The organism is Thalassospira indica (assembly GCF_003403095.1).
Taxonomy (GTDB): Bacteria; Pseudomonadota; Alphaproteobacteria; order Rhodospirillales; family Thalassospiraceae; genus Thalassospira; species Thalassospira indica.
This window is the reverse complement of record NZ_CP031555.1, coordinates 786,394-808,132: the sequence shown is the minus strand read 5'-3', so window position 1 is coordinate 808,132 and position 21,739 is coordinate 786,394. Positions and strand designations below refer to the sequence as shown.

Annotated in this window: 17 protein-coding genes; 8 read left to right on the top strand and 9 right to left on the bottom strand. The window is 54.9% G+C overall.

All coding sequences use genetic code 11. The features are described from left to right. Nucleotides 1–129: 129 nt before the first annotated feature. Nucleotides 130–1,164: a PstS family phosphate ABC transporter substrate-binding protein gene (locus DY252_RS03915; RefSeq protein ID WP_064787550.1), complete on the bottom strand. Its 1,035-nt coding sequence runs from the start codon at nt 1,162–1,164 to the stop codon at nt 130–132. Nucleotides 1,165–1,574: 410 nt separating this feature from the next. Here DY252_RS03915 and DY252_RS03910 point away from each other — a divergent pair, with 410 nt between their 5' ends. Next, on the top strand, nt 1,575–1,874 hold the full coding sequence (locus DY252_RS03910) for a hypothetical protein (protein ID WP_063088518.1): 300 nt from the start codon (nt 1,575–1,577) through the stop codon (nt 1,872–1,874). A 93-nt stretch (nt 1,875–1,967) separates the two neighbouring features. Here DY252_RS03910 and glcF read toward each other — a convergent pair whose 3' ends face one another. From glcF to DY252_RS03890, 4 genes are all read right to left on the bottom strand, one after another. Beyond that, on the bottom strand, nt 1,968–3,293 hold the full coding sequence (glcF, locus tag DY252_RS03905; RefSeq protein WP_064787551.1) for a glycolate oxidase subunit GlcF: 1,326 nt from the start codon (nt 3,291–3,293) through the stop codon (nt 1,968–1,970). Continuing rightward, on the bottom strand, nt 3,293–4,561 hold the full coding sequence (gene glcE / locus DY252_RS03900) for a glycolate oxidase subunit GlcE (protein WP_064787552.1): 1,269 nt from the start codon (nt 4,559–4,561) through the stop codon (nt 3,293–3,295). The genes glcF and glcE overlap by 1 nt, the downstream gene beginning before the upstream one ends. A 107-nt stretch (nt 4,562–4,668) precedes the next feature. Then, nucleotides 4,669–6,153, bottom strand: a complete 1,485-nt coding sequence (locus DY252_RS03895; RefSeq protein WP_064787553.1) for an FAD-linked oxidase C-terminal domain-containing protein — start codon at nt 6,151–6,153, stop codon at nt 4,669–4,671. A gap of 16 nt (nt 6,154–6,169) precedes the next feature. After that, entirely contained in the window at nt 6,170–9,640 is a 3,471-nt protein-coding gene (locus tag DY252_RS03890; RefSeq protein WP_064787554.1) for a pyruvate carboxylase, read from the bottom strand. A gap of 433 nt (nt 9,641–10,073) precedes the next feature. On the opposite strand from DY252_RS03890, the gene DY252_RS03885 reads away from it, so the two are divergent. From DY252_RS03885 to DY252_RS03875, 3 genes are all read left to right on the top strand, one after another. Further along, complete coding sequence (locus DY252_RS03885) at nt 10,074–11,477, top strand: cache domain-containing protein (protein ID WP_064788250.1); 1,404 nt, start codon at nt 10,074–10,076, stop codon at nt 11,475–11,477. Nucleotides 11,478–11,526: 49 nt separating this feature from the next. Next, a complete protein-coding gene (locus DY252_RS03880; protein ID WP_064787555.1) occupies nt 11,527–12,207 on the top strand; it encodes a response regulator transcription factor in 681 nt (226 codons plus the stop codon). A gap of 166 nt (nt 12,208–12,373) precedes the next feature. Further along, nucleotides 12,374–13,105 (top strand): Crp/Fnr family transcriptional regulator, encoded by a 732-nt coding sequence (locus DY252_RS03875; protein WP_064788251.1) that lies wholly within the window; start codon nt 12,374–12,376, stop codon nt 13,103–13,105. 12 nt (nt 13,106–13,117) lie between these two features. Here DY252_RS03875 and DY252_RS03870 read toward each other — a convergent pair whose 3' ends face one another. The 4 genes from DY252_RS03870 to DY252_RS22430 form a co-directional block, all read right to left on the bottom strand. Then, a complete protein-coding gene (locus tag DY252_RS03870; RefSeq protein ID WP_064787556.1) occupies nt 13,118–13,855 on the bottom strand; it encodes a hypothetical protein in 738 nt (245 codons plus the stop codon). Between the two features lie 84 nt (nt 13,856–13,939). After that, entirely contained in the window at nt 13,940–14,299 is a 360-nt protein-coding gene (locus DY252_RS03865; RefSeq protein ID WP_064779891.1) for a TraR/DksA family transcriptional regulator, read from the bottom strand. Nucleotides 14,300–14,399: 100 nt separating this feature from the next. Further along, nucleotides 14,400–15,614, bottom strand: a complete 1,215-nt coding sequence (locus DY252_RS03860) for a hypothetical protein (protein WP_064787557.1) — start codon at nt 15,612–15,614, stop codon at nt 14,400–14,402. Between the two features lie 144 nt (nt 15,615–15,758). After that, nucleotides 15,759–15,950, bottom strand: a complete 192-nt coding sequence (locus tag DY252_RS22430; protein WP_231959624.1) for a hypothetical protein — start codon at nt 15,948–15,950, stop codon at nt 15,759–15,761. 604 nt (nt 15,951–16,554) lie between these two features. Here DY252_RS22430 and DY252_RS03850 point away from each other — a divergent pair. The 4 genes from DY252_RS03850 (at nt 16,555) to DY252_RS03835 (ending at nt 21,704) form a co-directional block, all read left to right on the top strand. Then, nucleotides 16,555–18,417 carry an ABC transporter substrate-binding protein gene (locus DY252_RS03850; protein WP_064787558.1) on the top strand — a complete coding sequence of 621 codons (1,863 nt, stop codon included), beginning with the start codon at nt 16,555–16,557 and terminating at the stop codon, nt 18,415–18,417. A 45-nt stretch (nt 18,418–18,462) separates the two neighbouring features. Next, nucleotides 18,463–20,823 carry an ATP-binding protein gene (locus DY252_RS03845; protein WP_064787559.1) on the top strand — a complete coding sequence of 787 codons (2,361 nt, stop codon included), beginning with the start codon at nt 18,463–18,465 and terminating at the stop codon, nt 20,821–20,823. A 271-nt stretch (nt 20,824–21,094) separates the two neighbouring features. Continuing rightward, nucleotides 21,095–21,319, top strand: a complete 225-nt coding sequence (locus tag DY252_RS03840) for a hypothetical protein (protein WP_062956730.1) — start codon at nt 21,095–21,097, stop codon at nt 21,317–21,319. Between the two features lie 157 nt (nt 21,320–21,476). Continuing rightward, nucleotides 21,477–21,704: a hypothetical protein gene (locus DY252_RS03835; protein ID WP_064787560.1), complete on the top strand. Its 228-nt coding sequence runs from the start codon at nt 21,477–21,479 to the stop codon at nt 21,702–21,704. The last annotated feature ends 35 nt before the right edge of the window (nt 21,705–21,739 follow it).

Below are 21,739 nucleotides of genomic sequence, written 5' to 3'. Positions count from 1 at the left end.
AGATCCGTTCGCCAGATGAGCCTGCAAAGATCAGTTCGTGAGGCCAATAGGACAGAAACAATAAACAAATCAAGCAATGATATAAAGAAACCGGTGGCAGAAAAGGCTGCCACCGGTTGAAAGATCGCGTTACATGCTCAGCGGCGAAAGGTTCATCGCAGCGTTACGAACAGCTTCACGCTCAGCGGCATCCATCGGGATCAGGCCACGGTCAGCAAGGTAACCTTCTTCACCCCAAGCTTTGTCAGCGGTGAATTCAGCAAGATATTCCTTGATGCCCGGAATGGTGCCAACGTGCGCGTTCTTCACGTAGAAGAAGAGCGAACGGGAAACCGGATAGTCACCAGCAGAGATTGCTTCGAAGGTCGGAGCAACGCCACCGATCATCGAGCCCTGGAGCTTGTCGCCGTTCTGGTCAAGGAAGGAGAAGCCGAAGATGCCAAGTGCATCATGGTTGGCTTCGAGTTTCTGAACGATCAGGTTGTCGTTCTCGCCAGCTTCGACATAGGCACCGTCTTCACGAACGCCAGCGCAAACAGCTTTGTGCTGATCTTTGTTGGTGTCTTTAAGAGCGGCGATTGCCGGGAACTCATCACAAGCTTCTTCGAGTACCAGCTCGGTGAAGGCATCACGGGTACCGGAGGTCGGCGGCGGGCCGAGAACTTCGATTTTAACGTCCGGAAGGCTCGGATCGATTTCAGCCCAGGTGCTGTACGGGTTGTCGATCAGCGACTGGCCGTCTTTGGACGGAACGGTTTTTGCCAGAGCAAGGAAGATCTGCTCTTTGGTCAGGTCGAGCTGCGGCGCAGCGTTGGAGTTCGACAGAACGATACCGTCGTAACCAACTTTAACTTCGGTAACTTCCGAAATGCCGTTCTTCGCGCAAGTTTCAACTTCGGACTTCTTGATGCGACGCGAAGCGTTGGTGATGTCCGGATGCTGTTCGCCAACACCGGCGCAGAACAGCTTCAGACCACCGCCAGAGCCGGTAGATTCGATAACCGGCGTTTTGAAGGAGGTGGTTTTACCGAATTCTTCTGCAACTGCGGTTGCGAACGGGAAGACGGTGGACGAACCAACGATACGAATCTGGTCGCGTGCTTCGGCAGCGCCAGCAAAGGCAACGCTCATAAGCGCCGCAACAGCAAGAGTCTTCTTCATCATAAATTCCCCAATGGTAGTTCCACTTCGGAACGGTGCAACGATCTGCGAGGCGGACTCTACCGCTGGGTGCTTACGGTATTGTGTCGCTTTTGTTAACGTTATGTGACAACGTATCAGAGCAGTAAAAACAGCCACTTATTATTAATAAAATCAATAAGTTAGCATTTTTCGACAACCATCCGAAAACGGTGGTTTTTCACTTCAACATGGCAAAATCGCGATTGATTGCGAAAGGCTGTAACAAAAACTGTCACATTTCGTCCAAAGGTGACCTTGGGTGTCGGGGAATGGCGAGAATTGACGATAATTGCCAGCTAACCCTTTACATAGCCCCGTTTCCAAGCAACTCTTGTGCGTAGGGACCAAAAAATGCCGCGCACAAATGTGCGCAGCCATAACAGGAGCACTTGATGAGCACCGCTGCACTCGACGAAATTCAGGAACTGATTCAGAAGCTGTCTGGCGAACTTGGAGATATGTCAGAGGCTGCGTCGCGCCATATTGATGATCTGCATGTTGCGGTCAATAACGTCGCATCGCACGTTCTGGCGATCGAGGCAGTTCTGTCACTGGTGGCCCAGAAGGTCGAGGTTGACGAAGCCGAAGCAATCAAGTGGATTCGTGACAAGACTGCGGCCTATGCCGAAGACAGCAGCGAAAGCTCTGCCGCAGAAGGCATTACAAAAAGCCTGCTTGGCAAGGAAGAGTAAGGCGCCCAGTCGCACGGACTTACGAAATCAAAAGGACGGCAGAGGTTATTCCCTGCCGTCCTTTTTGTTTTTCGGTTTTGATGCAACTGGTGCCTAGCCCGCAAGTTCGGTCGGCTTTATCCGGTCGCGCAGTTTTTCAGGCACCGGTCCACCCGCCGCCCAATCAAGGAGCTGCACCGTGTGCAGAACTTTAAGATCGTCGGTTTCGATCTGGACCATGCAGCCGATATTCCCCGTTGCCACCAGATCAGGCTGGGTCGCACGGATATTGCCGCGTTTGCGTTCCTGAAGCTGGCCGGCGATTTCGGGCTGCAACAGGTTATAGACCCCGGCAGAGCCACAGCACAGATGGCCTTCGGCGATTTCAGCCACTTCATACCCGGCCTGTTTGAGAAGATCACGGGGTGGTCGGGTGATCTTTTGGCCGTGCTGCATCGAGCAGGCCGAATGATAGGCAACACGGGGATTCCCGTGATTGGCACCGGCAAAGACGGCGGCATCGATATCAAGGCCAGCCAGGTATTCAGTAATGTCCTTGGCAAGACCGGACACCGTCGCGGCCCTTTCGGCATAGGCCGGATCATGGCGCAGCATATGGCCGTAATCCTTGATCGTGGTGCCACAGCCCGATGCGGTGATGACGATGGCATCAAGGCCTTCGCCCGCGGCCTCGGCCGTCCAGGCATCAATGTTGGCCTTGGCCTGCGCGTGGGATTGTTCTTCCTTGCCCATGTGATGGACAAGCGATCCGCAACAGCCAGCCCCCTTGGCAACGACCACCTCAATCCCGAGACGGGTGAGTAGACGAACCGTCGATTCGTTGATTTCGGTTTCAAGCACCTGCTGGGCACAGCCGATCAGGATGGCAACCCGGCCTTTGCGTTCGCCAACTGCCGGGATCACCTGTGGTTTATCGACCCAGCTTGGCGGATGCATGGGGCGTGCGCCCATCTTGACCATGCCCTTAAGCCGACCAGGCATCAGACGCGCAAAGGGGGCGGCGAATTTTGCCCCGATCAATGACAGCCGGAACAGGGTCGGATTGGGCACAACAATCGACAGCAACTTGCGCAGCAACCGATCACCCAGCGGACGTTCATAGTTTTGTTCGATATGGGCGCGCGCATTGTCGATCAGGTGCATGTAATCAACACCAGAGGGACATGTGGTTGTACAGGAGAGACATGACAGGCAGCGATCAAGGTGTTTGACCACCTTTTCGGTTGCCGGTTTGTCATTTTCCAGCATGTCCTTGATCAGATAAATGCGACCACGCGGGCTGTCGAGTTCATCCCCAAGGGTGACGAATGTCGGACAGGTCGCGGTACAGAAACCGCAATGCACGCATTTGCGCAGGATCTGTTCGCTTTCGGCGATGGCCGGGTTTTCAAGTTGGGCAGCGGTGAAGTTGGTTTGCATTACGCGCCCTCCCCGTTCTGTGACACTGGCGCAATCCGGCCCGGATTGAGAATCCCCTTCGGATCGAGGTTTTCCTTGATCCGGGCATTGATCCGGGCAAGTGCCGGGTCTTCGGGATGGAAGACCGGGGTGGCTTGACGGATTTCATCGGACGCGCGCACCAGATTGGCCTGCCCGCCGACATTGGCGACGATATCGCGGATCGTGCCCGCCATTGCATCAGGTGCAACCGCCGCATCAGATGCGGCAATCTGCAACCAGATCAGGCCACCGGCCCAGTCCATCATCGCCCGACCGCCGGTTTTTTCGATCAGTTGGGCGCAGATATCACCCCCGCTTGCCGGGGGCACTGATACCCGCCACAGAATACTGCCACTGTTTTCCGATGCGACGAACGGCGCGACATTGGCGACAACCTTCCAGATGCGGTGGCTATGGCTTTCGGGGACTTCGTGGCATTCGCCAAAACCGGCAAGCGCCCGGCACAGGGCATCAGCCCGCCATGCGACAGACGGCTTGGGACCTTCGATCCGCAGGGCGACAAGGCCGCTGCCATATTCACCGGCCAGTGGCACATCAAGGTGCGGCGCATCTTCGGGGGCGATCCAGGCGGCGGCGGAGACTTCGTTTTCACTGCCCATGGCAATGGTCATCGCCTTGCCCGCCGCACGCGGGTCACTGCAGGCGACAATGACGGTGGCGGATGTTTCGTCATTGGGCATGACCTTAAGCGTTACGGTATGCATGACGCCCAGCGTGCCAAAGGAGCCCGCCATCAGTTTTGACAGATCAAAGCCGGTGACGTTTTTCATTACCCGGCCACCGGATTTAAAATCCTCTGCCCGGCCAGAAACGGCTTCGAACCCCAGAAGGTGATCACGTGCAGCCCCCACCTTGATCCGGCGCGGTCCGGCAAGGTTGCAGGCAACCAGCCCGCCGATGGTTCCGGCATCCGGGCCAGTTGATCCATCCAGCAGGGCCGGGAAGTTTCCGGGCTCGAAATGGAATTGCTGATTTTTTTCGGCCAGTGCCGCCTTGATATCGGCAAGCGGCGTTCCGGCACGCGCAGAGATCACCAGTTCTTCGGGCTGATAAAACAGGATGCCCGACAGTTTGGAGCAATCAAGCACTGCGTTGGTTCGAACAGAATGGCCAAAGGCGCGCTTGCTGCCCGATCCGATGATTTCAAGCGGGGTTTCTGATCCAAGCGCCCAACCAACCGCATCACGCAGCTGGTCTGGCGTGGTGGGGGAAAGTACGTCCACCATAACTCTCTCTTTTCCTCTCCTGAGCCTGATCAACCGGATTTGCGGGAACCGATTGGCAGGCCTTTGATCTATTTTGTTTTGTGTTTCTTGGGTCGTTTAAGCGCATTCTAGAAGCGCGGGATATCCGGGAACTTGTCGGCCACCGCCTTGGCATGCAGGGTTTTAAGTTCCCCGCAGCCATGCAAGGTCGGGAAGACCTTGCCGGGGTTGAGCAACTGGTCCTCGTCAAAGGCCATCTTGATGCGTTCCTGATGCTTCATGTCATCGGCTGTAAACATCTCGCCCATCAGGTCGCGCTTTTCGACCCCGATGCCATGTTCGCCAGACAACACACCACCGACCGCAACACAGAGTTTGAGGATGTCGGCGCCGAAGGCCTCGGCCTTTTCAAGGTCGCCTGCCTTGTTGGCATCAAACATGATCAGCGGATGCAAATTGCCATCACCGGCATGGAAGACGTTGGCAACGCCCAGCCCGTGCTTTTTTGACAGGTCCTGCATGCCGGTCAGCACCTCGGACAGGCGACCGCGCGGGATGGTGCCATCCATGCACATATAATCCGGCGAAATGCGGCCAATCGCCGGGAAGGCGTTCTTGCGCCCGGACCAGAACAGCAGGCGTTCTTCCTCGTTCTCGGAAATGCGGGAATAGACCGCCCCGCAATCCCTGGCGATCTTGCCAACCCGGTCGATCAGGTAATCGACTTCGACCTGCGGGCCATCGAGTTCGACCAGCAGGAGTGCTTCGACATCAAGCGGGTAACCCGCCTGAACGAATTCCTCGGTTGCCTTGATGGCCGGGGCATCCATCATTTCAAGCCCGCCCGGAATGATCCCGGCGGCGATGATGGCCGCGACACAATTGCCGCCTTCTTCGGATGAATTAAAGCCCAGCAACAGCGCACGGGCGGTTTCGGGTTTGCGCAAGATACGAACCGTCACCTCAGTCACGATACCAAGCAACCCTTCGGACCCGGTGATGATGCCAAGCAAATCATAGCCCGCCTGATCAAGGCCCTTGCCACCGACGCGCAGGATTTCGCCTTCGATGGTGACCATTTCAACCCCCAACACATTGTTGGTGGTCAGGCCGTATTTCAGGCAATGCACCCCGCCGGAATTTTCGGCGATGTTGCCACCAATAGAGCACGCAATCTGGCTGGACGGATCGGGGGCGTAATAGAACCCCTTGTGTTCGACCGCGCGCGTGATGCCAAGGTTGGTGACACCGGGCTGCACGACGGCGGCCCGGTTGTCCCAATCGATATCAAGCACGCGATTGAATTTCATCATACTAATGGTGATCGCATCGGCCATCGGAAGTGCGCCACCGGACAAACCGGTACCGGCACCGCGCGGAACGACACGGATTTTATTTGTATGACAATATTTCAGGATGGCTGCGACCTGGGCGGTATTTTCCGGCAGGACAACAATCATCGGCAATTGCCGATAGGCCATCAACCCATCGCATTCATAGGGCCTGAGCTGATCATCATCGACAATAACCCCGCCCGGTGACGGGATGATATCGCGCATGGCGGCGATAATGTCCTTGCGGCGTGCAAGTGTGTGTTGATCAGGCTCAGGCATCCTAAGCATCGGTGGGTTACTCCGTTAATTCGACCAGCAGGTCCTTGGCTTCGACCTGTGTCCCGGCCGGGGCGTGGATTTTGGCCACGGTTCCATCCTTTTCGGCGTGAACCGCGGTTTCCATTTTCATGGCTTCGAGCGAGCACATCACATCACCCGACTTGATCTTCTGGCCTTCGGACACGTGGACTTCGACCACAAGGCCTGGCATCGGTGCTGCAACGTGCAGCTTGTTGCCATCTTCGGCCTTTGGTTTTGTCTTGCCCGTGCCCGCCAGTGTCTTGTCGGCGACCTTGACGGTGCGGGGCTGACCGTTGAGTTCAAAGAACACGGTGCGGTTGCCCTCCTCGTCACCGGCCTCGGACGTGGTCAGATAGCGGATGACAAGGGTTTTGCCCTTTTCAAGATCGACCGAAATTTCATCGTTCTGGTTCATCCCGTAGAAGAAGACCGGGGTTGGCAGAACCGAAACATCGGCGTTGTGGCTGCGGTGTTCGGCGTAATCAAGGAACACCTTGGGATACATCACATAAGATGCAACCTCGGCGTCAGAGATATTGCTGCGATGGGTTTTCTTTTCGATTTCCTTGCGGGTCGCTTCGAAATCAATCGGCGGCAATGATTTGCCCGGACGGTCTGTCAGCGCCTCGGCACCTTTCAGCACCTTGCGCTGCAGGGCGGGCGGGAAGCCACCGACCGGCTGACCGATTTCACCACGGAAGAAGGAAATGACGCTGTCGGGGAAGGTAATGTCCTTTTTAGGATCAAGAACGTCTTCCTCGGACAAACCGGATGTCACCATCATCAAAGCCATATCGCCAACAACCTTGGAGCTTGGCGTTACCTTGACGACATCGCCAAACATCTTGTTGACCGCGGCATAGGCCTTGGACACTTCGGGCCAGCGATCCTCGATCCCGAGTGCACGGGCCTGTTGGCGCAGGTTGGTGTACTGGCCGCCCGGCATTTCGTGGACATAGACGTCGGAGGTGCCACTGCGGATGTCGCTTTCAAAGCCTGCGTAATAGCGACGGATCTGTTCCCAATAGGTCGAGATTTCCTTGAGCGCCTCGGTCTTAAGGCCCGGGTCGCGTGGCTGCCCGATATAGTTGTTGGCGATTGATCCGAGGTTGGGCTGAGATGTCAGGCCCGACATCGAATCCATTGCCGCATCGACCGCATCGACCCCGGCATCAATCGCGGCAATCACGGTGGCCGCCGAAATACCGCTTGTGTCGTGGGTATGGAAATGGATCGGGATATTGACGGTGTCCTTAAGGGCCGTGATCAGCTCGGTCGCCGCGGCTGGACGCAGGACACCCGCCATGTCCTTGAGACCGAGAATATGGGCACCGGCAGTTTCAAGTTCGCGGGCCATATTCACATAGTAATCAAGGTTATATTTCGGGCGGTCCTTGTCATAGATATCGCCGGTGTAGCAGATGGTCGCTTCGCAAAGCTTGTCGGTTTTAAGCACCGATTCCATCGCGACCTTCATGTTTTCAACCCAGTTGAGGCTATCAAACACGCGGAAGACATCCATGCCGTGTTCGGCCGCCTGCTTGACGAAGTAATCGACCGCATTATCGGGATAGTTGGTATAGCCAACCGCGTTGGAGGCCCGCAGCAGCATTTGCGTAAGAATATTGGGCACGCGTTCGCGCAGCTTGACCAGACGATCCCACGGATCTTCCTTGAGGAAGCGCATGGCAACATCAAAGGTTGCCCCGCCCCAGCATTCAATGGAAAACAGTTCCGGCAAGCCATGCGCGTAATAAGGCGCAATTTCGAGCATGTCATAGGTGCGCATGCGGGTGGCCAGAAGCGACTGATGGGCATCACGCATGGTGGTGTCGGTCATCAGGACGCGTTCCTGATCCTTCATCCAGCGCGAGAAACCTTCCGGCCCCAACTGATCAAGCTTTTGCTTGGTCCCCGGGCGGATTTCGCCAAGGTCGATGGACTTTGGCATCACCGGATCATGCAGATTGGTCGGCACCACGCGGCCTTCGACCTCTGGATTGCCATTGACCGCAACCTCGCCGATGAAGCGCAGCAGGCGGGTGGCACGGTCGCGCCGGCGCACGAACTTGAACAGATCGGGCGTTTCATCAATAAACCGCGTGGTGTATTCGCCAGCCCGGAATTTCGGGTGATTGATCAGGTTTTCAAGGAAGGCCAGGTTGGTGGCAACACCGCGAATTCGGAATTCACGCAATGCGCGGTCCATACGGTCCACCGCCTCGCGCGGGGTACTGCCCCATGCGGTGACCTTTTCAAGCATACTGTCATAAAACGGCGTGATCACAGCACCCGAGTAAGCCGTGCCGCCATCCAGACGAATGCCAAACCCGTTGGCCCCGCGATAGACCTTGATGATCCCGTAATCGGGGACAAAGTTGTTTTCCGGGTTTTCGGTGGTGATACGACATTGAAGCGCATGATCGCGCAGCTTGATTTTATCCTGCCAGGGGATACCGGTTTCGGACGGGAAACCGATGCGACCACCCTGTGCGATCAGGATCTGTGCCTTGACCAAATCAAAGCCAGTCACACATTCGGTGACGGTGTGTTCGACCTGAATACGCGGGTTGACCTCGATGAAGTAAAACTTGGATGTGTCGACATCCATCAGGAACTCGACCGTGCCGGCATTGACGTAATTGGCGGCCTTGCCAAGACGGATCGCAGCGTCACAAATCTCGGCGCGCTGATCATCATCGAGATAGGGTGCGGGAGCGCGTTCGACCACTTTCTGGTTGCGGCGCTGAACCGAACAGTCGCGTTCATAAAGATGCACAAGAGTACCGTGGTTATCGCCCAGGAGCTGTACCTCGACATGGCGGGCGCGGCGGATCAGTTTTTCAAAGTAAACCTCGCCATTGCCAAAGGCGGCCTCAGCCTCGCGCCTGGCAGCCAGCACCTGACCAGACAGGTCCTTGCCATTTTCGATAACCCGCATGCCACGGCCACCGCCGCCCCAGCTGGCTTTGAGCATCAGGGGATAGCCGATTTTCTCGGCGATGCGGGTGACCTCGGCCATGTCTTCGGGCAGCGCGCTTGAAGCCGGCATGACCGGCACACCGGCACTTTCGGCCAGATTACGCGCAGAGACCTTGTTGCCAAGGGTGCGCATGACTTCGGAATCCGGGCCGATGAATTGAATGCCGGCCTCGGCACAGGCATCGGCGAATTCGGGATTTTCCGACAGGAAGCCGTAACCCGGATGGATGGCATCGACATCGGCATCGCGCGCGACACGCAGGATGTCTTCGATATCAAGATAGGCGCGAATGGGCTTGTTGCCCTTGCCCACCGTGTAGCTTTCATCCGCCTTGAAACGGTGAAGGGCGAAGCGGTCCTCGTCAGAGAAGATCGCAACTGTGCGAATGCCAAGTTCGTTGGCGGCTCGCAGAACACGAATCGCAATCTCGCCACGGTTGGCGACCATAAGTTTACGGATACGCTTTGGTGCTGAACGCGTCATGGACACCGGGCTCCTACCACAATTTCCTGGCAGGAACGTGCCTGTGCGCGCCTGCCAAAACCAAGTGAAACGCCACGATATGGTCCCGGAATGCGTTGCGGTGCGGGATGCCTGCAACGCCATACCTTTTGTGGCGATACGGGATGCCAGCACGCTGAGATCTTGTGCAATGCATCCAGAGCTTTTGGCGCCCGGTGGGCAGGCGACGGTTCTGGTATATGCGCATTGCCCTCTCCCTGTCAAAGCATGATCTCGTAAATTGGTAATACCAATTATGGGAAATCCCGACCAGTTTCTTTTCACCATGCGGAACAGGTCGCCCAAACTTTCTCAATCAGGGCGATGGGAAAACCGCGATCTTTCAGCGACTTTTGGCGCGGATATGCTATTGTCCGCCGACGAAAAAACTGAAAATCCCGAAACGGTTAAAAGCATGCCGAAGCTCAATCTTCGACTAAAGTTTTTGCTGCTCTCGATCTTGCCACTGGTTCTGGCGGCGTCTGCGATCTCCTGGCTGGTGTTTGCCCAGGCCGAACGTCTGGCCGAGGCCGAGATCAGGACCTTTGAACGCAACATCCTTCACGCCAGAAAGGACGAGCTGAAAAGCTATCTTGAACTGGCGATGAAATCGATCGATCACATCTATTCGGTGGCAAGCCCGCTGGATGCAGTGTCAAAAGAACGCGTCAAGGCGATCATCGAAGATCTGTCTTATGGCGAGGATGGCTATTTCTTTATCTATGACCGTGACGGCACTGCCCTGGTTGACCCGCCGGAACCCTGGCGTTTGGGGCGGACTTATTGGAACCTGCGCGACATCAATGGCAACTCGGTCATTCAGGGTCTGATATTCAATGCCGAAAAGGGCGGCGATTTCATGCGCCATGTCTGGGACAAGCCATCCACCGGGGAACCGACCGAAAAGATCAGCTATTCCCTGATGCTCGATAAATGGGACTGGATGATCGGTACGGGCATTTATATCGACGATATTTCCGAACAAGTCACCGAGATCGAGGCCGAGGTTTCCACCCATATCCGCGAAACCACCATGTCGATTATCGGGGTGACCATTCTGGCGGTGTTGCTGGTGGGAATTTCAGGCACGGTTGTGACGCTTTCGGAACGCAAGCTTGCCGACTCAAAACTTAAGGAACTGACCCACCGGGTGGTTGATGTGCAGGAACAGGAACGCCTTCGGGTATCGCGTGAACTGCATGACGGGATCAGCCAAATCCTTGTTTCGGTCAAATATGCAGTCGAAACCGCCATTGCCCGGATCACCCAAAATCGCGACAACGCGATTGAACCGATGGAAAAGGCCGCCAATCGATTGCAAGACGCCATTCACGAAGTGCGGCGGATTTCGCGCGATTTGCGCCCGGCAGTTCTTGATGACCTTGGCCTGAAACCCGCGATCGAAAGCATGTGCGCCGAACTTCAGGACCGGTCCGGCATCCTGATCGAGGTCAAATGCGACAATGTCGACGGCCAGCTTGATATCGACAAGAAAACAACGCTTTATCGTGTGTTGCAGGAGACGCTTACCAATATCGAACGCCATGCCGATGCGACGGTGGTGAAGATTTCGATCAAACGCGAAGGCAGCAGCATTATCATGCGCATTGCCGATAACGGGGTCGGGTTTGAAACCAACCGCTATATCCGCAACCGCGATCCGCGGGCGGGTATCGGGCTTCGCAATATGCGCGAACGCATGGAATTCCATGGCGGGGGTCTTTCGGTGCGCTCCGAACCCGACGACGGGACAAAAATCACTGCATTTATTCCCGCCAACAGCCAGAATGCCCTACCCCATGACGCTATCAGCGGTTAATCTGATGACGCACAACCCGACAGTCACGCGACAGGAACTCGTTTGATCCATGACCAATGCCACCATTGCCAACGAAGTTTATTCCACCCATCGGCCCTTGCGGATTTTGCTTTGCGACGATCACGCCCTTGTCATGGATGGCATCCGGTCGCGACTGGAATGCTTTGAGCATATCAATATCGTCGGCGAGGCCGGCAACGGGGCCGAGGCATTAACCATGGCCGGTGACCTGCATCCTGATATTGTGCTGATGGATATTTCGATGCCGGTGATGAACGGGTTGGAAGCGGCGGAAAAGTTCCGTGAAACCCTGCCCGATACCAAGGTGGTCATCCTGTCGATGCATGAAAACCCGGAATATTTGCGCACCGCCCAGCAGGCGGGCGCAAAGGGCTTTATCCTGAAAGATGTTTCATCCAATGACATGGTGCGTGCGATTGAAACCATCGCCAATGGCGGGGAAGCATATAGTTCCAGCCTTGATCGCATGTCTGACGGCGAAGAAAGCAACAATGACGGCGTGCCGTTGACGTCGCGCGAACGTACGGTTTTGCGCCTGTTGGCCAAAGGCGCAAGCAACAAGCACGTTGCCCGTGAACTTGATATCAGTGTGCGCACGGTGGAAACGCACCGCCGTAACATCAAACGCAAGCTTGATATCGACAGTTCCGCAGGCCTTGTCCGCTATGCGATTGAAAAGGGTCTGGTGACCCTTGACTCTGCAAGTTGAAATCACAATCTGGATCACAGTTGCAACCAAAGCAGTGTAACTATGCATTGATTTCACATTCTGGTACGATACATTAGCCAGAAAGCTGGACGCATTATATTTTTGATACCTGCGCAACCGGGATGGACCAACGATCCGGATCAGCCCGTCGTCATGGGTGGAACGCGTGAACCATACAACAAGCTACACCTTCCGACCCGAACTGGCGCGATGCCGCGAATGTGGTGTGCGGAAATTTGCCCTGTTCAACAACCTGACGGACGAGGATTTCAAACTTGTCCATATGCCGGTTGAAGACATCACCCTGCCCAAACGCAATACGCTTTATAACGCCGGTGATCAGGCGCAATCGATTTTCACGCTGCGCAGTGGCTTGATCAAACTTGTCCATTACCTTCCGGATGGCAATCAGCGGGTGGTGCGCCTTGTCAAACCCGGCGGTACCATCGGGCTTGAAGCATTGGTCAGCGAATGTTTCACCCACCACGCCGAAGCCCTTCAGGACAGCAAGCTGTGCCGTATTCCGATTGCGGTAATTGAAAAGCTTGATAATGAAAGCCCGCGTTTGCACAAGCAGGTGCTTAATCGCTGGCATCAGGCGGTAATGGAATCCGATAACTGGCTGACCCAGATGTCGACCGGCACGGCGCGTGAACGGGTCGCCCGGCTTTGCCTGTTTTTACATGATGATGTAACCGAAACCTGTACCGTTCCGGGGCGCGAAGATATTGGTGCGATGCTTGGCATTACCACCGAAACGGCCAGCCGGATCATCGCCGATTTCAGACGTCATGACCTGCTGGAATTCAAGTCACGCAATGTCTTCAAGCTTGATCTTGTGGGCTTACGCGAAGTTGCAGGAATGGACGCCGCGGATGACGGCAATTACGCCGACTGATCCCCGATAATCCTATCTGGCCGCATCTTGCAAGACGGTCTGAAAGGCCGAGTTTGGGCCACAGGCCAGTGACAGCTTTTCATATTCCTGCGGCGTATCGATCCGTTTGTGTTTTTCCGCACTCCGCCTGCGAATATCGTTCAGCCGTCTTTTGAAATCCCGGCCATATTCCGAAATCAGCCGCCGCATGGCGCGTTGTGCATTGTCCGCGGGCATCGGGAACATGGCACCAACCTGTCTGACGACATCATTGACCAGATCATCGAGGGCGGCACGAATGTCGGCCTCCATGCCCTGGTTGATCTTCACATGTTCGCCTTCGTGGGCATAAACCACATCATATTCGCAGGTGCCGTGTTCAAGCTCGGACGCGATATAGACCAGGTGTTTGACGACATCGACCTTGGGATTGACCCGCACCGGATCAAGGCAATAGCGGCCAAAGCCAACTTGACGCGGCTCAAAACGCATATCGAACGATGCCTGAACTTCATATTCAGTGAGGCCCGTCACGAGAAAACGCGGGCTGCCCCCGGCACGGCTGTTCAGCCAGCGCACCGAGCGGTGCCGATCAAGCATCGGATCCATGTGATTGAACTCAAGGAAGGCTTCGGGCGCGCTGATTGGCGCGCAGGTGCCTTGGGCACGGGCCAGATTGGGAAGAAACGCCAGCGCAGCCAGAACGATCAAAAGCGCGCACAAGGTGCGGCCTTTTCCGATCTGATCATTGCGTTGCCCGAAAGCCGGCAAACCGTTTCTCCTGCCTTTAAAGAAAACGCTGCGCACAGAAACACCCGCACGCAGCGTTTGCGATATTCCCTTTACGCGCAACGATCAGACATGGCTCACATGATCAGCGCAATCGACGCAAAGCGGTGTGGTCGGATCGAATTCGAGGCGCTTGGCGGCAATCGGTTCACCGCAATTATGGCAATGACCGTATTGGTCGTCATCCATGCGCTTGAGGGTTTTTTCAATTTGCTCCAGCTCGACCACGCGGCGGCGTTCCTGTTCAAGATGCATTTCCTGATTTTGCAGGGCATCCATCCGCGACAGACGACCGACCGCCTGCTGATCCAGTTCGACCGGCTTGCGGTAGTCTTCCGAGTGGGTTGAATGTGCCAGAATCTCGGCGCGTCTTTCCTCCAGCCGGGTGCGCAACTTCGCAAGATCAATGTCTGTTCGATCCGTCATCCGAAACCTCATTATACGTTGTTGTTCTTAGTTATTAATATGGGTGCAGTGATCCCTCTTTCGCCAATGCATAGATCAAATTATTCAAAGATTTTGCCGATTACGTGCAATTGCCGCAGGCATCGACGAGTTTTTCAAGCGCTGCCTTGGCTTCGTCATCATCGAGACCTTCGGACTTGATCTTTTTCTGGATTTTACAGCAAAGGGCGGGCCCATTCGGGAACGGCTTGTCGGTCCAGAAGGGTGCCGTAGTACCAAAATATCCCGCCTGATCGAGGAACGAGACGCCATAGTAATAGGCGGCCCCGACCGAATTATAGAAGGTCGGGTCATCGATAAAACCGCCATCGGGCGTCATCGATTTCGTCAGGCACCAATCAAGCACCAAGGCGATGTCTTTGGATGCTGCATCTTGGGTGGTGGCATCGACCTTGGCCCAGCCAAGATCGAAAATCTTGGCGACGTCGTAATTGTTGTGATTGTTGAAATCACCATTGTGCTTCCAGCCAAACGGATAGGCATCGTCGCGGATCGCAAGGGTGGTATTGAAAATTTGCGTCCACAGATCGACCTTGCCATGTTGGTAGGAGATATTGTGGAACGTCAGGCTGAGGTCGCTGCTTTTGAGAACGCCCTGATCGGTGGTGTCAAACCAACCGCCCCAATAGCCACTTTGACCATCCTGCCAGTTATCGAGCCATGATTTATAGGCACTGATATAGTCATCGGTCAGATCAAAACCCTTTACGTTGGCTTTGAAATAATCGCGGATTTCGCTTTTAAAGCACATCTGTGACAGTGCTGCCGTAACCGCGCCAAGGGCATCACGACGGTCCAGACCATCGGCAAAAATCCGCGATGTCTTTTGACCATCAAGCCAGGCCGTCATCTTGTCGGGTGTTGAAATCGGTTCCAGAAAACTGAGCGGGTATTCAGGTGCCTTGCCTTCATCGGCCAGCGTATTGACCGCATCAATCATCGCATCGACTTTGAGGAACCATTGATCGTAACACGGCCCCCACGAGCCGTCGCTTGCGACCTGTTTTTCGGCCCAGGCCTGATCAGGATCGTTCAACGAACTGGCGAAGCCAGCGAGCTTTTGATCCAGCGTTTTCCAGTCAGCAGTATATTGCAGCAGCCATTTGCATTCGATCATCTGTTGATCGGAGGCCGCCATGCTGTTGCCTGTTTGCTGGGCGGCGATCAGTTTATCCTGCAGCGGGGCCAGCTTTGCGGCATATGTTTTTTGCTGCGCGACATAGTCGGGATCAAAAACGCAGAACTGCGCCGTGATCAGTTTACTAAAATCCGTCAAACCCCTGCCCCCGATGTTTCAAAAGATATTTATCATGTAAAACCATGACAAATACCCGTGCAGATCCAAAGCATTATCGACAAACGGCCTCAAACAGCCGAGGGATGGCATGGGATGTTGGGCCAGGTGGATGTGTGCTGGAAACTAGTTGCCCAGCAGCCAGTTGCGGATCACGCGCAATGCCTGTTCTGGGTCAGTATCGACGATCCTGGCGGCGACATTGGCCTTTTTGCGATCAATCATGCCGTCAATACCGGCCAGATTGAACCGATCCTGATCGTCGGATCCGGAAACATGCGATACGCCCGCCGTTGTTGCGCGCAATCTTTCACGCAAACGCGAATCCGAACCCGATTCGTAGCGGGGGATCGGTGCCGCAGGCTTTGGACCGGGCAAAAATGACGGTCCATCCCCTGTTTTATCGCTGTTATCTGATTGCGTCATTGGCACAACTTTCGGTTCGCATTGTGACACAGTCATCATATTGGGCTGACCCGACAGTGTGCAAATCCAATCACATCCTGCAAGGCCCTCTCAGCCACTTCAGATCGTTATATTAGTTTAAAAGAAACTTTGATTTCCGGGCGTTTCGGATGCTAGGGTCGAATTAAAATAAGAAGAAAAAAGATGGGCGCGACGCTGAATTTTTCCCAATCAAGCGGACGGTTTGATCATTTGATCACCGATGAAAATGCGTTCGAAAGTCGAAACGTATTTCACATATAGCAATTTCACCGCGCAATGAATCGATACAAAAAAACGCGCAATTGCAAATTTTGTACTTCCACAACTCGATCACTCTATCTAGTTTGGGAGGATCAACATACCACCACTTTAGGGTAGTTGTCGCAATACTTTAGACCAGAGCACACAAATCCAAAAGGGGGGCCAGGTTTTTGTGAGGCACCATACTCTTATCCTGATTGTTGCATTGACGACAATGCTGACTGGCGTTGCCAAAACGCATGCCGTTGAATTTGGTGAAGCACCCGAACTTGCCAAACTGGTTGAGGACGGAAATCTGCCGCCGGTCAAGGATCGCCTGCCGACCGCACCGATGATCGTCACCCCCAATGAACGGGTCGGAACCTATGGCAGCACCTGGAAAATGGCGCAGCGGAATAGCCGCGACCATGCCCTGCTGATCAGGACAATCGGATATGAGCCACTGCTGCGCTGGACCCCGCAATGGTCTTCGACCATCCCCAATGTCGCGCTGTCATTCCAGCCCAGCAGCGATGCAACCGAGTTCTTTTTCCGTCTGCGGCAAGGCATGCGTTGGTCGGATGGTACCCCGTTTACGGCTGATGACATCGTTTTCTGGTACGAAGATATCCTGAACAATCCGGCCTTTGCCGATGCGGTGCCGGAATGGCTGACATCGGGTGGCAATACCGTGCAAGTCGACGAGATCGATCCCTATACCGTTGCGTTTCGTTTCAGCAAGCCATATGGACTTTTCCCGACCGCCCTTGCCCGCCCCGAAGGCGTTGAGCCGGTAAGCTATCCGGCGCATTTTCTGAAGCCGCTTTTGCCGAAATATAATGCCAATGCCGATGCCGACGCCCAGAAGATGGGTTATTCAGGCTGGAAAGAGCGTTTTATCGACGTATTTGGGCAGCCCGGCACGATTGATGACCCGACGCGCTGGAACAATCCCGATGTGCCGACCCTGAATGCCTGGGTGCTTACCGGGGTATATGGCAAGGACGATCCACTGATCGCCAAGCGCAATCCCTATTACTGGAAAATTGATCCGACCGGCCGTCAACTTCCCTATATCGACACGGTTTCCATGACACTGGTGCCGTCAAAAAGCGCGGCTGGTGATGCGGCAATTGCCGGCAAGGTCAATATGCAGGAACGCCATATCGGCACGCGCGCCAACGAAGTTCTGGCCCAAAACAAGGATCTTCAGGCCTTCACGCTGATAGAGAGCGATATGAATATCCTGACCTTGTCACTTAATCTTAATGACAAGGACCCGGTGCTGCGCGACATCTTCCAGAACAAGGATTTTCGCGTTGCCCTGTCATATGCGATTGATCGCGAAACCATCATTGATCGCTTTGTCCCCGGTGCCTTGCCCCATCAGGCGGCACCAAGACCGGAAAGCCCGCAATATCACACGGTACTGGCGCGACAGTTCATGGCATATAATGTCGAACTGGCGCGGACATATATTGCGAAAGCGGGACTGAACACCTTCAATGATGACGGCATCCTGTTACGTCCGGATGGCAAGCCGCTTTCATTCACGATTGATACCGAAGGTGCCGACCGCTTTCAGATGCTCGATGCGGTCATGGGGTACTGGCGTGAACTTGGCATTGATGTGAGGGCCCGGAACCTTGCGCGTGACGAGTTTGTCGCGTTGCGCGATCGCAATGAACACAATGCCAGTGCATGGGGCGGCGATGGCGGCCTTGATGCGATGCTCATTCCGATCAATTACCTGCCGATGTCTTCTGAATCGTCATGGTTTGCAACCGGATGGGCCAACTGGTACCTGAACCCGGAAAGCCCCGATGCCATTACCCCGCCCCAGGATGTTCAGGATCAGCTTGCGCTTTATGACCAGCTGAAAGCGACAGCAAATGCGGAAAAACAAAATCAACTGATGCGCGATATTCTCGACATCAGTGCAAATCAGTTTTACCTTATGGGAATTGCATTACCGCCAAACAGAAAAGGCGTGGTAGCACGGGACTTCCACAATGTTCCCAAGGTCATGCCTGCCGCCTGGAGTTATGCGACACCTGCACCGACCAATCCAAGTCAGTATTTTATTCAGCCCGAGTAAAATCCACGACAAACACGCATCATTCTGAATGGGGGCAGAATTAACTTGAGGACGCTGTTTGACCGACTGATCGGCAGTCTGGTTTTCAAGATCGCATTTGCGATCATTGTCGTGGAAACCATCCTTTTTGGTCTGTTTGGCGGTTATTATGTGAACTATTTCGGGGCCGAAATTGACCGCAGGATCGCGGAACAGATCAGCACACCCGGAAGGCTTATTCAGCAGGAACAACTCAAGGTCTCTATTCTGAGCGACGCCGAGCAGATGGAACTTCTTCTCGGACGGCATTTGCAGCAAGCGTTCGCTGTCGGTTTTGACGGTACCATCTATCATTCAACCGACCCGTTGATGATCGGTGCATCAATCAGCTCGTTACCCGACTTCCCGACCGAACAGCTTCGCGCCGACATGACAGAGCCGACCCTGTTCACGGTTGATGACGATACCGGGTCCAGCATGGTCAGCATCACGCCGATCTTTGCCCTGAACGCCAATCAGCCGTTCATGTATGTCTATCTCAAGGTGTCCACCAAGGGCCTTGAAGAAAGCCAGCGCCAAATGCAATCGGTGCTTATCATCGGTTCCATCCTTTGTGTGTTGCTGACCTCTGCACTGATTTTCCTGTTTACCCAGCACACGGTGCTTAAGCGCCTGATCACGGCGGCACAGTTTGTTAACAAGATCCAGGTCGGCAAGCTGAGTTCGCGGCTGACGCCGATGGGACGTGACGAAATCGGCATTCTCGAACGCGGCCTGAACGCCATGGCCGAAAGTCTGGAACGCCGCACCCAGCAACACCACGCCGCCCAGAATGCCTTGCGCGACAGCGAGGAACGTTTCCGCGACTTTACCCTGTCTTCCGCCGACTGGTACTGGGAGATGGACAGCGATTTCAAAATCGCCTTTGCGTCATACAAGTTTTATCAGCTGATCGAGGAAATCAATGGCTCCCCACAGGGGCAGTCATTTGACAAACTCGGCCTTCATCCGGAACACCCGGAGGGGTGGCAATATCTGCAACGCCATCTTGATGAACATACCGCGTTCTATAACGTCGAATTTTCCTGGACATCGCGGGATGGCGAAAAGCAGTTCGGGCGGATCAATGGCGTGCCTGTCTTTGCGCTGGATGGCAGTTTCAATGGCTATCGCGGGACAGGCAGCAACATTACCGACCAAAAGCGCGCTGCCGAGGAACAACAGGCACTGCAACGCCAGCTTGCCACATCGCAAAAGCTTGAGGCGGTTGGCCAGATGGCCGGTGGTGTTGCCCATGAATTCAACAATTGCCTTGCCGGTATCCTGAGTTTCGCCGAGGTGGCGCGCGCCAAGATTGATGATCCTGAACGGGTCAAAGAATATCTTGATCACGTCATCTCGCTTGGCGAACGGGCGACCGGTGTTGCCGATCAGCTTTTGATGTTTTCGCGCCGCAGGATCGATCAGCCGAAAAATGTCCGGGTTGAAAGCATCTTTGCGGAGATGGAAAAACTGCTGGTGACCTTGCTTGAGCACCGGATTGATTTGCAAATCTGGGCGGATGAGGCCGACCTTCATACCCGGGTTGATCCGACGCAATTGTCGGCCTGTATCCTCAACCTTGCGATCAATGCACGCGATGCGATGCCCGATGGCGGCACGCTGCAGATTTCATGCAGCAGTGCCGATATTCCGCCGCTGGCACAGCGCGACACCGATGAAGACGAGGATATCTATCCGCCAGAGGCAGAAGGCCAGTTTGTTGTCATCACCGTACAGGATACCGGCACCGGGATTCCCGAAGATGTGATCGACCATATTTTCGAGCCCTTCTTCTCGACCAAGGAGCCGGGCAAGGGCACCGGCCTTGGGCTTTCGATTGTTCATAGCTGGGTCGAAGAGGCCCACGGCTTTATCAATCTTGAAAGTGTCGAGGGCGAAGGCACGACGTTCTCGATCTATCTGCCGCGTTCGGAACCCGGCGCGGAGCCAGAGGACGAAGTTGACGAAATTGGCGTGTTCCCCGGCAATGGCGAGCGTGTTCTGATTGTCGATGATGAACAGGCCCTGCGCACCACCGCCCAAATCATCCTGGAAGATGCCGGTTATCGCACCGAGATTGCGAAAAGCACCGAAGAAGCGTTGGTGATCTTGCAAACGAGCACGGATGATGCGGCATTTGATGTGATTGTGACCGACGTCGTCTTGCCCGGTCGCAGTGGTCCGCAACTGATCATCGAAGCATTGCGCCAGAACCCGCGCTATGGCGTGGTGTTCATGTCCGGTTACCCGGCACGATCGCGCAAGGAACTGGATAATCTTTTGGGCAATTACGTGTTTGTCAAAAAGCCGTTCCGCCCCGGCAAGCTGCAAAAAGCGGTGCATGATGCGCTCAAACTCGCATCCGAACGGGCGCAGTCGAACTGACATCGCTGCTCAACAGGTCGAGTCCCCAACCCTGAACATCGCGAAATTGCGGAATTTTCGCCGAATGGTTAAAAAAATCTTACCCGCCTATATTAGTTAAAATGCTTGCAAACCAAGCAATTGGCAGGGTTTGGATTGCGACAGCACTGGATAGTGTGACAACCATCACTTATATCAACCTAACAAGCCCATACCGTGAACTTCAGACAGATTTGAAGAACCCGGTAAAGATTGATGGGCATCGCCCACCCGGACAGATAAAGAGGTCAGGATGATCGGCTCAGTTCAAGGTTCAGGACTTGGTTCAGCGGCACAGGCCGTGAATGATGCAATTACGCCCAAAGGTGGTGCAGACCCGTCTTTGCCTTTCGCAGCCGCAGAAGGCGCGATCAATAAGGCGACCGGTCTTGCCAAGGTGATCGGCTCGATCGTCACCGAACACCAGCCGCTTGAAACCAGCGGCAATCGTGGCACCAAGGTTAATATCCTAACGTGATTTTTCCCTCTCGTTAGCTTCCTCCGGGGTGGTCTTTTATGGCCACCCTTCTTTCTGTCTGGACCACGGATTGCGCTTTGATGCGGCCCGTCACGCGATCATGACAAACGTCTGACCACGTGCTAGGGTAATCCCAACATCAATCGTGGACGATCAGATGACCACCAACAGAATTGGCACAGGCTCCTCCCATACAGGCCTTCAGGATGCACGCGCGCGTCCGCAGGGCGGTATGGTTTCGCGGGGTCGGGTTGGTGCCAATTCAGATCAGCCGTCATCGGACAGTTTCATCGCATCCCAGCTTGCCCGCCTGCGCAACCTGATCGCCACCGATCAGATTGACCATAATGCCCGGCGCGGGACTTATCTGAACATCGTGCTTTAACCAGCAATACCGCAGATCGTTACGTCGTGACGTTC